We start from the raw sequence: 15,408 nt of genomic DNA on the forward strand, positions 1-15,408 counted from the left end.
TAGGGTCGGTCAGAGACGCCCGTGCACTGCTTCGGGGCATCGGTGACGGGTCGCGGCGCTACGCGAGAGGGTTGGGGGAACCTCGATGGCCGGGGTGAGCTTTGAGGTGTTGGGTCCGATCCGGGTCTGGAGCGGTGGGGAAGATCTGGAGGTCGGGTCTCCGCAACAGCGGGGAGTGCTGGCCTTGCTGCTCCTGAGCGAGGGGCGTCAGGTCACGCTCGACGAGATCGTGAGCGCGTTGTGGGGCCGCGAGGCGCCGCGCAGCGCCGTCGTGAGCACCCGCACCTACGTCTCCCGTCTGCGCCGGGTGCTGACCGCCGGCGGTGCCGCCGGGCTGGGCGCCGAGGCGGAGATCAGGTCGGCGGGCGGCGGCTACCAGCTGGTCGTGGACCCCGGCGCGGTCGACGTGACGGTGTTCCGGCAGACCACCGCCGCTGCGCGGGAGGCCCGCGAGCGGGGGGAGGTCGCAGAGGCATCCCGGCTGCTGCGCGGCGCGCTGGCACTGTGGCGCGGACCGGCCTTCGAGGGGCTGAGCGGAGCCTTCTTCGAGGGCCGCCGCGACTGGCTGGAGCAGCTGCGCGCGTCAGCCATGGAGGAGCGCTGGGCGCTCGACATCGCGCAGGGCGACTGTGGCGAGGCGATCGCCGAGCTGATGCTTGCGACGGCGGCGGAGCCTTATCGCTAGCGGTTGTGGGAGTTGCTGATGTGGGCCCTCGACCGCGACGGCCACCGAGTGGAGGCTTTGTCGGCCTATCACCGGATCGCCCGGTTGCTGGACGACGATCTGGGACTGGAGCCCGGTCCTGGCCTGCGGAGGATGTACGCCCGGATCAGGACGGCGGCCGACGCCTCACTCGTCTGAACCACTCCGCGGGCCGTGCCCGTCCGCCAAGGACGCCGTAGGCAGATCAGGACCGCGTTCCGACGGCGTAGCGATGTCACCCGGCAGCCGACAGAAAGCCCTTATCGGGAGGACCTTTCCTCGAGGGTCTTGAGTATCCGCGCGAGATCGGCCCGAGAGCTCACCCCGAGCTTGGGGAAGATCCGGTGCAGGTGGGTGCTGACGGTCCGGTGCGAAAGGTACAAGCGTTGTCCGATCTCCCGGTTCGTGAGTCCCTCGGCGGCCAGCTGCGCGATGTTCAGCTCGTGCGGGGTGAGCTTCTCGCGCGCGTCGGGGTCCCGGTTCGGGCTCGACTCCCCCGCACTGCCCAGCTCCCGCCGTGCGCGTTCGCCCCATGCGGCCATGCCGAGCGCGTCGAAGGTCTCCCTGGCCGTGCGCAGGTGCGTCCGGGAGTCCGCGGCCCGGCGCTGCCGCCGCAACCATTCGCCGAACGCCAGATGGAGGCGTCCGCGTTCGGCGGGCCACCCGGTCAGATCCGCCCGCAGCGCGGCCGTGAACAGCTCCTCCGCCTCGTCGTTCGGGGCGAGCACGGCGCGCGCGTAGCGCAACCCGATGTGCAACGCCGGTGACGGCGTCGATGCGGCCAGCGGCTCCAGGCCCTGCAGGATGTCCCGCATGGTGTCGGTCCGCCCGGCACGCACGGCGGCCTCGGTGAGCTCCGCGAGGCAGTAAGCGCGCAGGGCCAGCTGGTACGCGGGGTCCGCGGGATCGAGCATCCGGCTCAGGGCGGCGAACGCGTCGTCGAAGCGCGCCTCGCTCAAGGCCGCGAGCCCGCGCGTGAGCTGGACGGTGGCCAGGACGGGCCGGGCGCCGGCGGGAAGTGCGACCCGTTCGGCCTCGTCAACGAGTGTTCTGGCCTGCCCATGGTCGCCCCTCAGCGCGGCGATCTCCGCCTGGACGGCCGTGGCCAGCCCGTACATGAACGGCTGCCCGGTCTCCTGGGCGAGCTTGGCGGCCTCCGCCGCGACCGGCACGGCCGTGGCCAGGTCACCGAGCCGGGCCCGGCTCCACGCCTGAACGGCCAGCGCCCGGGGCAGCAGCCCGAGCCGACCCTGGGCGCGCAGGCCGGGCGCGGCCGCCGCGGAGAAGCGGGCGGCCAGGTCGAAGGCGCCGATCTGGAGGGCCGCGCTGCCGAGGTAGCGATCGATCTCCGGGTCGGCGCCGGCCAGGCCGGCCAGTTCGCGCAGCCGGTCCAGCGTGATGCCGCCCCGCTCGAACGGTGCGACGTACGCGGCGACCGCGACCATGCGCGGATCGTCGGCAGGAACGGGGAGCCGATCAGCCACGCCCAGCAGCGAGCGGCGGGCGGCCGGACCCGGTTCGGACCAGAAGCAGCGCATTGCGGCGCCCCACAGGATTCGCACAGCCGGCTCCACCTCCCCGTCCGCGGCCACCGACGCGGCCAGCTCGGCCAGCTCTGACACGCGGGAGACGTCCTCGTGCACGCCGTCCTCGAAGCCGCTGAGCAGCCAGGCGGCGGTGGCGCGCCGGCGCGGCGAGAGTTGGAGGGCCTGTGCGTCGCGTACCAGACGCTCGGCCGTGTCGCGGCTGCCGGATTCGACCGCGAGCTCGGCAGCTCGCAGCAGCCTGAGCGCTTTCCGGTCCTGCCCTTCGCTCAGGCGGGCCGCCTGCTCCAGCGCCGCGACCGCGGCGGCGGCCCCGCCCCGATGCCGGGCCCGGTCGGCCGCGCAGTCCAGCTCGGCCGCCACGCCCTCGTCGGCTCCGGCCGTCGCGACGGCCCGGTGCCAGGCCCGCCGGTCCGACTGTTCGTGCAGCGTCTCTGCGAGAGCCAGGTGGGCCTGCCGGCGTTCGGCGAGCGTCGAAGCCGCCGCGATGGCCGACCGCATCAGGGGATGACGGAACGTCACCGCGCCGATGGCGAGCTCGCGGAGCTCGATCAACCGGACCTCGGCGGCCGGTGCGAGGATCTCCGGCTCGGCCGTCGACCCCAGGATCAGGCCCGTGGCCGCGAGCGTTTCGGAGACCGCGTCGCTCTGGTTGAGCGCCGCCACCAGCAGGGCGGTGCGGGCCGGAGTCGGCAGGGCGGCTACCCGGGCGGTGAACGCGCGCTCAAGACGCTCGCTCAGCGGCAGCACCGGACCGAGCCCGTCCAGGCGATCGCTCAGCGACGGCACCGGGCCTGGGCCGCCGTGGTCTCCCATGGCCGTCGGCAGCTCGGTGAGCGCCAGCGGGTTCCCGGCGGCCTCCTCCAGCAGCCTCGCCCGGACCGCTGGGGTGAGACCAGGGGCGATCGAGTCCAGGAGCTCGGCGGCGACCTCGTCAGAGAGCCGGTCGACGGGCATCGGGGACAGCCCGGCGTCCTGTACGGGCGAGCGCTCGCCTTCCCGGAACGTCGCGACCATGACGATGGGCTCGGACTCGATCCGGCGCGCCACGAAAGCGAGGACGTCGGCGCTGGCACGGTCGAGCCAGTGCACGTCCTCGGCGACGACCAGCAACGGCCGGGCGGCGGCCGCCTCGGCCAGCAGGGTCAGCGTGGCCAGGCCGACGAGGTAGACGCTGGGTTCGGCCGCTTCGGCGAGGCCCAACGCGCTGCACAGGGCGTCACGCTGCGGGGCCGGCAGCGCGCTCACGCCTGCCCGGACCGGGTACAGCAGTTGGTGCAACCCGGCGTAAGCGAGGTTCTGCTCGGCCTCCACGCCGGTCGTCGTCAGCACGCGCAGGCCCGCGGCCGACGCCGCAGTGACGGCCTCCGCCACGAGTGCGGACTTCCCGATGCCGGCTTCCCCCCGAAGGAGAACGCCCCTGCGGTCTCCGGGGTCGTCGACGAGCTCGGCCAGGGCCTTCAGCTCGGCCTCCCGCCCGAAAAGCGGCATGGTGCGGCACTCCTACCTCGTGTCCTCGGCTGTCTCCGCCGACCGTGCGCGAGTCCAGCCGCGACCCTACCGAAAGCGAGCGGATACGGACGTTTCACCAGCGTATGCGGAATGTATATCGGGGCTCGTCAATGGTCTGTCCATCTGGAGCCCGCTCGCCCTGGCTAGGTTCTCGACAAAAGCGGCCCGGCGGAGCCGCCGATCTGACGGCGCGGACGGCGGCGCCGTTGGGCAAGCGGACGTATACGGTTGAGACAGACGCCTGTCTCAGACGCCAACCGTTCGTCAACGAAACCTCCTCCCGCTGCTTCTACGCTCCCCGGCATGTCGACCAACACCGAGGCCGTGGCCGTCACTGAGACCCGCCTCATCCACGCATTCCACCGGCGCGCCACGACGTTGTTGTCCGAGGCCGCCCTCCGGCCCTCCGTCCCCCTCGCCGCCCTGGCCGAGCTGCGCGAGTTCCTCGTCAAGAACCTGCGCCACCATCACGAGACCGAGGACCGCCAGCTGTGGCCGATGATCGCGGCGGTGGCGCCGGAGGCGGCGGCACAGTTTGCCGTCCTGAGTGAGGAGCACGACGAGCTCGACGCCGCACTCGACATCCTCGAGGCCGCGCCGAGCGGCGAGGACGGTGACCGCCCGGGGCTGCAGCGGGCAGCCGAAGCGGTCCGGACCCTGGTTCACCGGCATCTCGAGCACGAAGAGCCGCTGCTGTTCCCAGCGTTGCGCGAGCACGTCTCGCCGGACGAGTGGACCGCGTTCTCGCGCGCGGTCGTCGCGGGCTCGCCGACCGAGGCGGCACACCTGATCGTGGGCTTCCTCGACCAGGTCGGCACGCCGGAGGAGGTCGCGCTCGTCCTGTCCGGCCTGCCGGAGCCCGCGCAGCAGTTCGTGCCGGTGATGCGCGACCAGGCGCACGCCGCCCTCGCGGTCCTGTCCGGCGGCACGGAAGGCTGAGCGCACGTGACACTCGGACTCGCTGTGCCCTTCGTCGATCCTGCCGCGCTGGTCGCGTGGGCACGGCGCGCGGACGCCGGCCCGTACGGCAGGATCGGGGTGCCGGACCGGATCGTGTACGACAATCCCGAGATCATGGTCATGCTGGCCGCGATGACAGCGGTGACCGAGCGGATCCGGGTGCAGTCTGAGGTGGTGCTCGCGCCCCTGCGTGATCCGGTGCTGCTGGCCAAGCAGAGCGCGACACTCGACCGGCTGTCCGGTGGCCGATTCACCCTGGGGCTCGGGGTCGGCGCGCGGGAGGACGACTTCCAGGCCGTGGGCGCCGATCACGCCTCTCGGGGGCGGCGGATGGACGAGCAGCTGGCGACCATGCGCCGGGTCTGGGCCGGCGAACCGGTCGCTCCGAGCCTCGGACCAGTCGGTCCGTCCCCGATGAAGGCGAGCGGTCCCGAGCTCCTCTTCGGCGGCTTCGCGCCGCCGGCGCTGGCCCGGGTCGCTCGCTGGGGCGCCGGTTACATATGCCCGGCTCCACCGGGATACGCGGGGGCGTTGTTCGAGCTCGTCAGAGTGCAGTGGAAGGACGCGGGCCGGCCAGGTGAGCCGCTGCTCGTCGGCCAGATCAACGTCGCGTTGGGCACTGAGTCCACCGTGGCGGAGGCGCGCGCGTCACTGCTGCGCTATTACGCGTTCGCACCGGAGCTCGCCGCGCAGTCCCTGCAGGCGATGGCGACGACCGCCACGGAGATCCGGGAAACTGTCGCCGCCTATCGGGACCTCGGAGCGCACGAGGTGATGCTCAGCTGCTGGTCCGACGAGATCGAGCAGATCGACCGGCTGGCGGACCTGCTGGCGTGACCTTCTCAGTCAGGGGGCGGCTGCTTCTGTTCGCCGCTCGCCGATGAGCGCCCCGCTAGCATGGACTGGCAAGTCCAGTCTGGAGGGGCGGTCATGCGCACTCTCACCCGCAAGGGGGCCGCGACACGGCAGCGCATTCTCGAGGGCGCGGCGGCGCACATCCGCGAGCACGGCGTGGCCGACATGACGCTCGACGACGTGCTGGCCAGGACGGCGACGAGCAAGAGCCAGCTCTTCCACTACTTCCCTGACGGCCGGGAGGAGCTGCTGCTGGCCGTGGCCCGCTTCGAGGCCGACCGGGTGCTGGAGGACCAGCGGCCCCAGCTCGGCGACCTCACCTCCTGGCCCGCCTGGCAGTCGTGGCGCGACAAGGTCGTCGACCGCTACCGGCGGCAGGGCCGCCTGTGCCCGCTCAACTCCGTCACGTCGCAGTTGGGCAGCCGCACGCCCGGCGCACAGGCCGTGGTCACCGAGCTGATGCACCGCTGGCAGGCCGAGATCGCCGCCGGTGTGCGGCACATGCAGGACGCCGGCGAGATCGACCCGGGCCTGGACCCCGACCGCGCGGCGGCCGCTCTGCTCGCCGGCATCCAGGGCGGCGTGCTGATCCAGATGTCCACCGGCGAGACCAGCCATCTGGAAGCCGCCCTGGACATGGGCATCGCCCACCTGCGCACGAGCAAGCTCGCGTCGCCTTGACGGAGGGCTCGCCCTCCGGGAGCGACGGTCTGCTCCTTGCGGATGGCGAGGGTGGTGTCGAGGAGACCGCCGTTGCGCCCCTCTCCTGTCACGGTGACGACCCCGGTGCTCATTTTTGGACTTGACAGTCCATTTTTGGCTGCGCAAGCTGACCGGTGTTCGTCCCGACCTCCCCGGAATCTGCTTGCGAACGGAGTGACACCCTCATGTCCCTGGACCACTACTACCTGCTCGGACGTTCCGGACTACGCGTCAGCCGGCTGGCACTGGGCACGATGAACTTCGGCACCGGCGGTTTCCACGCCGCGTACGGCAAGACCGAGGAGGAGGCCCGCCCGATCTTCCGCCGCTACCTCGAAGCGGGCGGCAACCTCATCGACACCGCGGATTTCTACACCGCCGGCGAGAGCGAGGTCATCCTCGGCAATCTCATCGCGGAAGCCAAGGTGCGCGACAGAGTGGTGCTCACCACCAAGTTCACCAACAGCGTCGCCCCCGGAGATCCGAACGCGGGGGGCAACGGCCGCAAGCACATGATCAGAGCGGTCGAGGCGTCGCTGCGCCGCCTGCGCACCGACCATATCGACCTGTTCCTGCTGCACACCTGGGACCGGATCACTCCCGTCGAGGAGGTCATGCGGACCTTCGACGACCTCACCAGGGCCGGAAAGATCCGCTACGCGGGCCTGTCCGACGTGCCCAGCTGGTACGCGGCGCGGGCTCAGACCCTTGCCGAGGCGCACTCCCTCGTACCGGTGGTCAGCCTGCAACTGCCCTACTCCCTCATCGACCGGGCGATCGAGCAGGAGCACGTCGCCATGGGGCAGAGCCTGGGACTCGGCATCACCGCGTGGAGCCCGCTCGGCGGCGGCTTCCTGACCGGTAAGTACCGGAGTGCCGACCAAGGCCTGGCCGGAGACGGCAGGCTCAGCGGCGCGGGCTCCCACGGGCGCTCGTGGACGGAGCGGGACTGGCGGCTGCTGGCGGCGGTCGAGAGCGTCGCCGACAAGCTCGGCGTGACAATGGCCCAGGTCGCGCTCAACTGGGTCGCCACCCAGCCCGGTGTCGCCTCGGCGATCGTCGGGGCGAGCAGCGCGGGCCAACTCGACGCCAACATGGCGGCCCTCGACTTCGAGCTGCCGGCCGAACTGCGCGCCGAGCTCGACGAGGCCAGTTCCGTGCCGCCCCTCTCGGTCTACCAGATGTTCACGCCGGACTATCAGGGCTGGCTGGTCAGTCCCGGCGTCAAGGTCGGGGACAAGCCGGCCGGGTACGCCCCCGCCGTACGGAACTGGGCCCCCGAAGGCAGCGGTTGACGGCCTTCGCATGCTGTGCCTGCGGCGGCCTGCCTGCCCGGCCACGGCGTCTACGCGTCGTCAACGTTTCGCACGTGGTCGGCGCCTATGGTCGTGCGCCATGTCGAATCACCCGATATCTCTCGAACCGCCAGAGACACCGGCACTTCCGGATGACCACACCCCCGTGACGCGGGAGGACGGCGGCGGTGTCCTGGAACTGCTCGAACGCATCGGATCCGTCGTCGTGCCGATCGCGGTGGCGCTCTACGCGGTCCTCTACATCGGCATCGAGCAGATGTACGCCGTCTTCGGCGTCAACCCGCAGCAACTGGGCGTCGACCAGGCGGTCCTGCTCGGCCGCATGGCGAGCACCCTGGTCCTGCTCCTGCTGATCGCTGTCCCGCTGCTCGGCGTCGTCGTCGGCCTGGGCTGGCTGATCGACAGGATGAGCCGGGGTGCGGGAAGCAGGCTCGTACGGAGGATCAGGGAGCGGCCTTGGATCGCTGCAGCGCTGGCGGCACTGTGGTGTGGGGCGACGTACTGGGGCATATTTCGCCTGTTTGGCGATCTGGACCTGTTCGTCATGGTCGTCATCGCGGTGGGGCTCGGCGTGCTGGCCTTCCTGGTTCCGTTCCGGCTGTTGCGTCGCAAGCCGGTCGGGCGCGCCGGGATGAAGGTGATCACCGGCGGCATGACCGGGGTCGGCCTGGGCTTCCTGCTCATCCTGGGCCTCGTCGAGGGCGCGATCGAGGTCCAGAAGAGCGGCCAGGCCAACGAACTGCTGAACGCCGTCGGCTTCCAGGACCAGTGGGCGGTGATCAAAAGCGCCGAGGACGACAAGCCGCTCTACGACGGCCGCTGGATGATGCTGCTGGGCGAGAGCGACGGCACGTACGTCCTGTACGACTGCGACAAGCTGGAGACCCTCCGAAGGCCGATGGAGACCACCAACCTCGGTCAGATCGAGCTCGATCCAGAGCGTGAGGCGGGCTTCACCTGCGGCGGACTGGCGCAGCAGAACACCCCATAACAGGCATCCAACGGAGAGCTTGACCTTCAACGTGGTCCGGTCATCGCACCGTACGCAAGGGAGACCCATGAACACCGCCGTCACGGCCCCGCTGTCGCCGGGGACGCACACTGTCAACGTCGGGCGCGTCGCCCAGCGCTACCACGTCGCCGGGACCGGGCCCGTCTGCCTGGCCCACCCAGGCGGCCCGGGGCTGTCGTGGGAGTACCTGCGGATGCCGGCGGCTGAAGAGCACCTGACCATGGTGTACGTCGAGCCGATCGGGACGGGCACCTCCGGTCGGCTGCCGGCGCATCCGCACGGCTACACGCGCGAACGCTACGCGCAGGCCCTGGACGGGCTGATCCGGCACCTCGGCGTGGCCCGCGTCCACCTGCTCGGCCACTCCCACGGCGGCTTCGTCGCGCAGCACTACGCGCTGACACGCCCCGACCGGCTCGCCGGCGTCGTCCTGTACGACAGCGCCCCGGTGACCGGCCCCGAGCACTTCGCCGAGTCGGCGCGCAACATGGAGGCGTTCGCGCGGCGCAACGCGGGCAGGCCCGGGCTGCGGGACGTCCTCGACGCGTGGGAGTCGCTGGGCGGGCTCGCGGACGACGAGGCGGTCACTCGGGCCGCCCGCGGACTGCTGCCCGCCTACCTCGCCGACTACTGGGACCACCAGGAAGAGTACGCGCCGCTGTTCTCGGTGACAGGCGCCTACATCTCCGGCCTGGACGACCAACTCGTCCCGGATGCCATCGACGACCGAGCGATGCTCGGCTCGATCGACGTACCGGCGCTGGTCATCGCCGGCCGGCACGACGTCATCTGCGGTCCACGCTGGGCAGAGGAGTTGGCCGACGGGATTCCCCGCGCCGAGTTGGTCCTGTTGGAGAACAGCGGCCATCTCGGTCACGTCGAAGAGCCGGACGCCTTCGCCCGTGCCGTGACGGCCTTCGTGGCAGCCACAGTCGAGTGACGGACCAGCCGGCGGCCGGGGGCGGATGATCGGGCTGCTCGCGCCGCATAAGCGGATATACGGCTTGTATAGCCGAGCGGGTCACTCCTGAGCAGCCCTGCCATGGCGTGTATACGCGTCGTCATGCAGGCGGCGCCTAGGGTCGCACCGGGGCGGGCTTGCCTGCGGCCGAGCCTGCCCGGCCGGACCGTACGCAAAGGAGACCCATGACCACTGCCGTCAAGACCGCCTGTCGCGGGCCCTGCACGCCCACCACCGCGCAGGGTCAGCGCGCCTGCGGGGTGCCGACGCCTCGCAGCAGTGTGTCGACCACGACGTCGGCGGCCTGTGCGGCGCTCAGCTCGGACAGGTCCTCGGCGGCGTGCTCCATCAGCGGCGGCAGGACCGTGCCCACCCAGCCGGGCGGCAGGTCCGAGCGCAGCAGGCCCTCGTCGGTGGCGCGCCGCAAGAAGGCGTCGACCTCGTCGATCAGGCGGCGGCGACGCTCGTGGATCGTCACCTCGCGGAGCATGCGGCTCGTTTCCACGGGCCATTCGCGGTTGACGGCGATGATGCCTTCGACGTAGCGATGCAGCGCGACCGCGACCGGGGCCTCGCGTAGCCTGGCGGCCTCGATGGCCTCCTCGACCGCGTCGTAGCGTGCTGTGTAGACGGCGGCCATGAGGTCTTCGCGGGAGGCGAAGCGGCGGTAGACCGTGCGGCGGTCCACTCCTGCCGCGGCGGCGATGGCGGCGATGGTCGCCGAGGGGTCGTCGGCGAGCATGCGGGCGCCCGTGCTCAGGACGCGTTCCAGGTTGCGTGTCGCGTCTGCTCTCACCTGCCCAAGGTACCCCGTCACGTAGCACATGAAGCAACTTCATGGCACATAAATGGGAATGTTACATTTATAAGCGCTACTCGCATGAGGCACTTATAGACCTGAAGAAGGGAGGAAGCATGGAGTCCCTCGTCTCGACAATGGTGGGCCGGGATGGTGTCCAAGGGGAGCTGTCCACGTTCATGACGACCACCGAAGGGCAGGCCCTCATCCTCAGGGGCGAGACGGGGGTCGGCAAGAGCGCCCTGCTCGACCACGTGGCCGGCCTCGCGGCCCCGGAGAATCACCGGGTGATCCGCGCCGCCGGGGTCGAGGCGGAGGCGGAGCTGCCCTTCGCCGGCCTGCACCAACTGCTGTACTCGCTGCTGCCCCACGCGGCCGGGCTCGACGAAGGCCACCGTGCCGTCTTCGACGTCGTCTTCGGGCTGCGCGAGGGCAAGGCGCCGTCGGTCATGTCCGTCGGCATCGCCGTCCTCGACCTGCTGTCCTTGGCGGCGTCGGAGAAGCCGCTGCTGCTGTTGCTCGACGACGGCCAGTGGATGGACGCCTCCAGCGCCGAGGTGTGCGGGTTCGTGGGGCGCCGGCTCATCGGCAGCTCCGTGAAGATGCTCATCGCCGTACGGTCCGACGTCGGCTCGCGGTTCGACACGGCCGCGCTACCTGAGCTCCCCGTGGCGGCCCTGTCGGAGGAGGCCGCCGGGCGACTGCTGGACATGCGCCATCCGCAGCTCGACATGCGGACCCGGCGCATCGTCCTGGAGCAGGCCATGGGCAACCCCCTGGCGCTTTTGGAGCTGCCTGCCCACCTGAACGGCGGCCACACCGGCCGCACGGCCGAGGAACTCCTCGGGTCCGGCAACATCCCGCTGTCGCGCCGTCTGCAGCACGTCTACGGCATCCGCATCGAACGCCTGCCCGGTCCCGTGCGCGAGGAACTACTGCGTGGCGCCCTCGACGGCGTCGGGGCGGGACCGGGCGGCAACCGCGCCCCCGGCTCCCGCTACCGCATGCGCGAGGCCGACGAAGCGGTCGCGGCGGGCCTCCTGGACACCGACCCCACCACCGGCGACCTCGTCTTCCGGCACCCGCTGATCCGCACCACCGTCGTTCAGCTGGCGACCCCCAACCAGCGTCGCGCGGCACACGCCGAGCTCGCAGGGGTGCATCGCCACGACGTCGAGCGGCGCGCCCGCCACCTGGCGGCCTCGATCGTGGATCCCGACGAGGAGGTGGCAGCCGCGCTGGAGGCCGCGGCCGACTCGGCGACCCGGCGCGGCGGCGCGGTCGCGGCCGTGGCCTGGCTGACCCGCGCGGCGGAGCTGAGCGAGACCCCTGCCGACCGCTCCAGGCGGCTCGGCGATGCCGCCTTCATCGCCGGACACGCCGCGCTCCTGGACCAGGCGCAGAAACTCGTCCGCTCGGACCTGCTGCCGGGCGCGAGCGAGTCCCCCGCCACGGTCGTCACCTCCGCCTACGTGGCCCTGTACGAAGACGGCGACGTACGCTCCGCGCATCGCCACGTCGCGGCGGCGATCGAGAGCCTGCGAGAAGACGGCGCGCACGAGCCCGCCGAAGTACTCACCCGGCTGGTGAACGTGCTGCTGGCCATCAGCCAGTACGCCGGCGACGCCGCGCTGTGGGACCGCACCGAGCAGCTCATGGACTCCCTGGCGGACCGGGTCGACACACGCTCGGCGATCTACCGCGACGCGTGGAGCGACGTCGTCCGTCACGGCGCGGGCATGCACGAGCGGGTCGAGCGCGCCTTCGCCGGCGTCTCCGAGCTGGAACCGTGGGACGTCTCGCGCCTGGCCGTCGCCGCCTACCACGTCGACACGCTGAGCCACTACCGCCCCTACCTGCAGCGGGCCGTCGACCGTGAGGTGGATACCGGCGCCGTGGCCAGCGGCATGACCATGCTGCAGCTGATCATGCTCGACCAGCTGGCCGCCGGCGAGTGGGACGACGCCGAACGGACGGGGCAACGCGCGCTGGAGCTGACCACGTCCCATGGAAACGCGCTGTTCACCCAGCACACCCGCGCCTACCTCGGGCTCCTGGCCGCCATGCGCGGCCAGGTCGAACGGGCCCGGGAGTTGCAGGCCGTCCTGGACGCCTGGGCCCGCCCGCGCGGCGTGGGATTCCTGGCCCAGATCGCCGACGCCATCGGCACGGCGGCGGCCCTGAGCGAGGGTGACTACGAAGCCGCCTACCTGTACGCCATCGGCATCACGCCACCGGGATCGTTCGAGCGCTACGCCCACCAGGCCGCACGCACGCTGCTCGACCTGGTCGAGGCCGCCATGCACACCGGGCGCCTGGAGCAGGCCCGCCGGCACGCCCAGGCCGCCTCCGACGCCGGCCTGCCCGGCGTCTCCCCCCGGCTGGCCCTCATCACGTACGGTGCCCTGGCGATGACGGCCGCCGACGAGAAGGAGGCCGAGGACATGTACGCCCGGGCCGAGGCCCACCCCGCCGGAGCCGGCTTCCCGTTCGAACTGGCGCGCATCCGCCTGGCCCACGGCGTCCGGCTCAGGCATACCCAGGGGCCCAAGGCCGCACGGCCTGTCCTGGTCCGCGCCGCCGAGTCCTTCGAACGGCTCGGCGCCAGAAGCTGGGCCGAACGCGCCCAGGCCGAGCTGCGCGCCTCAGGGGCGCCCGCCCGCGCCTCGCTGTCGTACCTGACCGCGCTGACCTGGCAGGAACGCCGCATCGCCGAGCTGGCCGCAAGCGGGTTGACGAACAAGGAGATCGGCGAACGCATGCACCTGTCCCCGCGCACCGTCAGCTCCCATCTCTACCGCGTCTTCCCGAAACTGGGCATCACCTCGCGTGCCGCGCTGCGCGACGCTCTCGGCAAGACCGGCGACGTTTGAGCCCCCCTTCACCACGTCGACGGGTCGGCGCGCACCCCTCGCTCGGCGAGCCAGACCAGCACGTAGTCGGCGACCGCCCGCCAGCCGCTGTCGACGACCAGCGAGTGGGCCCGGTCCGGGAACTGCTTGAGGCTGCTGACGGCCGTCGAGTCGCCGTACAACTTGTACACGGCCCGGGTGACGTGATCGGGCACCAGCCGGTCCTCCTGACCCGAGATCAGCAGCAGCGGGCCGCGGCCGGTGTTGCCGTGGTCCACGACCGCCCGCGGATGCCGTACGGCGCCGCCGTGTCCCAGCTCGGCCAGCAGCCGGCGTGACCCGGGGACGACGTGGCGCTCGAACAGCTCGGCCGACTCCTGCTCGGTGACCGCGTTGGCGAACAGCCGCCGGAACCTGCCGGCGTCCATCGACACCGGCCACCGCTCCTCTGATGCCAGGGCGGTCGCGTGATCGACCAGGGCGGGGGCGATGGCGACCGCGGCACGGCCCGCATTCGTGCCGAGGAGGTGCTGCGCGATGAGCCCGCCCACCGAATGGCCGACGATCACGGGCGGGGTGTCGAAGGAACGGACGATGCGCGCGTAGTGATCCGTGAGCGCGTCGAGCCCCAGCTCCTGGACTGTCTCGGGACTCCTGCGGGCCTCGCCCACCGTGGCGGGTTCTCCCGGCCAGCCCGGCGCGCAGACGGCGAACCCGAACCTGGAGAAGCGCTCGTTCCATGACTCCCACGACGACGCGTGGAGCCACGCGCCATGGATGAAGACGACGGGAGTGGGGTTCACGGATCCTCCGGAAAGGCTCAGGGCCAGGTCTGATCAAGGATTGTCCGGATGCGCCTGAGCGGGAACAGTCGAATGACTTAATGTTCCTGTCCGCCTCGCGTCGCTGGTCCGGCGCGGTCTGCCGGGACGCCGTGCTCCGGGAGCGGGTTTCGCGTGGCCGGCACGGCTGCCGTCTGTCGCGTCTCGCCGTCATCTGACTGATGTGTCGGATTCTCCTGCCCGAAACAGTAAGAAATGCCGCATTTCTTGTGACATGACACGGAGGACTCCACATGATCAACAGACGCACCTTCGTCGGTTTGGCCACCGGCGCGACCGTCGCCTCGCTGGCGGGCCTGCAGGCGTTCCCGGCCGCCTCCGCCACCACGCGTGGAGTGGCCCCGACGTTGCCGACGGTCACACCCGGCACGCACCCGTCCTTCGCCTCACTGAAGCAGGTCAAAGCCGGGCTGCTGGACATCGGCTACGCCGAGGCCGGCCCGGCCCGCGGGCCCGTGGTCATCTGCCTGCACGGCTGGCCGTACGACATCCACAGCTTCGTCGACGTCGCACCGCTGCTGGCGGCGCAGGGCTACCGGGTGATCGTTCCCTATCTGCGCGGTCATGGCACGACGCGGTTCCTGTCCTCGAAGACGTTCCGTAACGCCCAGCAGTCGGCGATCGCGCTCGACATCATCGCCCTGATGGACGCCCTCAAGATCGACAAGGCCGTTCTCGCCGGCTTCGACTGGGGGTCGAGAACCGCCGACATCATCGCGGCCCTGTGGCCGCAGCGGTGCAAGGCCCTGGTGTCGGTGAGCGGCTACCTCATCACGAATCTCGAGGCCAACCTCGAGCCGCTGCCGCCGAAGGCCGAACACGCCTGGTGGTACCAGTACTACTTCGCCACCGAGCGGGGCCGGAAGGCCATGGAGACCAAGGACAAGCGCCACGACCTGACCCGGCTCATCTGGGACACCGTCTCCCCGACGTGGGACTTCGACGACGCCACCTTCGAGCGCACGGCCGCGGCCTTCGACAACCCCGACTACGCCGCCATCGTGATCCACAACTACCGGTGGCGGCTGAGCCTGGCCGACGGGGAGCGCCGTTACGACGGTCTGGAGAAGCGACTCGCCGCACGGCCGGCCATCAAGGTGCCGACCATCACTCTGGACGCCGAGCGCGACCCCTTCACGGCGCCGCCGGGCGACGGCTCGTCGTACCGCAACATGTTCACCGGCCCCTACGAACACCGCACTCTGGAGGGCATCGGCCACAACCTGCCGCAGGAAGCGCCCACGGCCTTCGCCCAAGCCGTCGTCGACGTGGACCGCCTCTGACAGACGAACATGCAATCAAGCGACAGCCTGCCGGATGCGATCCGGCAGGCTGTCGCTGCGTTCGTGG

At 71.1% G+C, this 15,408-nt stretch carries 11 protein-coding genes and 1 pseudogene; 9 read left to right on the plus strand and 3 right to left on the minus strand.

Features of this window, described 5'->3' with window-relative positions:
- Positions 1-85: 85 nt before the first annotated feature.
- Positions 86-862, plus strand: a pseudogene (locus tag ABT294_RS03730) (AfsR/SARP family transcriptional regulator).
- Positions 863-963: 101 nt separating this feature from the next.
- Here the strand turns inward: ABT294_RS03730 and ABT294_RS03735 are convergent.
- The gene (locus ABT294_RS03735) at positions 964-3,738 is read right to left on the minus strand and encodes an ATP-binding protein (protein ID WP_350803277.1); all 2,775 of its coding nucleotides are present in this window, start codon (positions 3,736-3,738) and stop codon (positions 964-966) included.
- A 324-nt stretch (positions 3,739-4,062) separates the two neighbouring features.
- On the opposite strand from ABT294_RS03735, the gene ABT294_RS03740 reads away from it, so the two are divergent.
- The 6 genes from ABT294_RS03740 (at position 4,063) to ABT294_RS03765 (ending at position 9,544) form a co-directional block, all read left to right on the plus strand.
- Positions 4,063-4,698 (plus strand): hemerythrin domain-containing protein, encoded by a 636-nt coding sequence (locus ABT294_RS03740; RefSeq protein WP_350803278.1) that lies wholly within the window; start codon positions 4,063-4,065, stop codon positions 4,696-4,698.
- A gap of 6 nt (positions 4,699-4,704) precedes the next feature.
- Positions 4,705-5,556: an LLM class flavin-dependent oxidoreductase gene (locus ABT294_RS03745; RefSeq protein WP_350803279.1), complete on the plus strand. Its 852-nt coding sequence runs from the start codon at positions 4,705-4,707 to the stop codon at positions 5,554-5,556.
- Between the two features lie 93 nt (positions 5,557-5,649).
- Positions 5,650-6,255 (plus strand): TetR/AcrR family transcriptional regulator, encoded by a 606-nt coding sequence (locus ABT294_RS03750; protein ID WP_350803280.1) that lies wholly within the window; start codon positions 5,650-5,652, stop codon positions 6,253-6,255.
- A 206-nt stretch (positions 6,256-6,461) separates the two neighbouring features.
- Positions 6,462-7,571: an aldo/keto reductase gene (locus ABT294_RS03755; RefSeq protein ID WP_350803281.1), complete on the plus strand. Its 1,110-nt coding sequence runs from the start codon at positions 6,462-6,464 to the stop codon at positions 7,569-7,571.
- 166 nt (positions 7,572-7,737) lie between these two features.
- Positions 7,738-8,583 (plus strand): hypothetical protein, encoded by an 846-nt coding sequence (locus ABT294_RS03760; protein ID WP_350803282.1) that lies wholly within the window; start codon positions 7,738-7,740, stop codon positions 8,581-8,583.
- Between the two features lie 67 nt (positions 8,584-8,650).
- On the plus strand, positions 8,651-9,544 hold the full coding sequence (locus ABT294_RS03765; RefSeq protein WP_350803283.1) for an alpha/beta fold hydrolase: 894 nt from the start codon (positions 8,651-8,653) through the stop codon (positions 9,542-9,544).
- Between the two features lie 265 nt (positions 9,545-9,809).
- Here ABT294_RS03765 and ABT294_RS03770 read toward each other — a convergent pair whose 3' ends face one another.
- On the minus strand, positions 9,810-10,361 hold the full coding sequence (locus ABT294_RS03770) for a TetR/AcrR family transcriptional regulator (protein WP_350803284.1): 552 nt from the start codon (positions 10,359-10,361) through the stop codon (positions 9,810-9,812).
- Positions 10,362-10,480: 119 nt separating this feature from the next.
- Here ABT294_RS03770 and ABT294_RS03775 point away from each other — a divergent pair, with 119 nt between their 5' ends.
- Entirely contained in the window at positions 10,481-13,237 is a 2,757-nt protein-coding gene (locus tag ABT294_RS03775; protein WP_350803285.1) for a helix-turn-helix transcriptional regulator, read from the plus strand.
- A gap of 8 nt (positions 13,238-13,245) precedes the next feature.
- Here the strand turns inward: ABT294_RS03775 and ABT294_RS03780 are convergent, their stop codons facing one another.
- Positions 13,246-14,019 (minus strand): alpha/beta hydrolase, encoded by a 774-nt coding sequence (locus ABT294_RS03780; RefSeq protein ID WP_350803286.1) that lies wholly within the window; start codon positions 14,017-14,019, stop codon positions 13,246-13,248.
- A gap of 272 nt (positions 14,020-14,291) precedes the next feature.
- Here ABT294_RS03780 and ABT294_RS03785 point away from each other — a divergent pair, with 272 nt between their 5' ends.
- Complete coding sequence (locus tag ABT294_RS03785) at positions 14,292-15,341, plus strand: alpha/beta fold hydrolase (RefSeq protein ID WP_350803287.1); 1,050 nt, start codon at positions 14,292-14,294, stop codon at positions 15,339-15,341.
- Positions 15,342-15,408: the final 67 nt, after the last annotated feature.

Origin of the sequence: Nonomuraea sp. NPDC000554, assembly GCF_040300065.1 — a bacterium.
Classification (GTDB): domain Bacteria; phylum Actinomycetota; class Actinomycetes; order Streptosporangiales; family Streptosporangiaceae; genus Nonomuraea.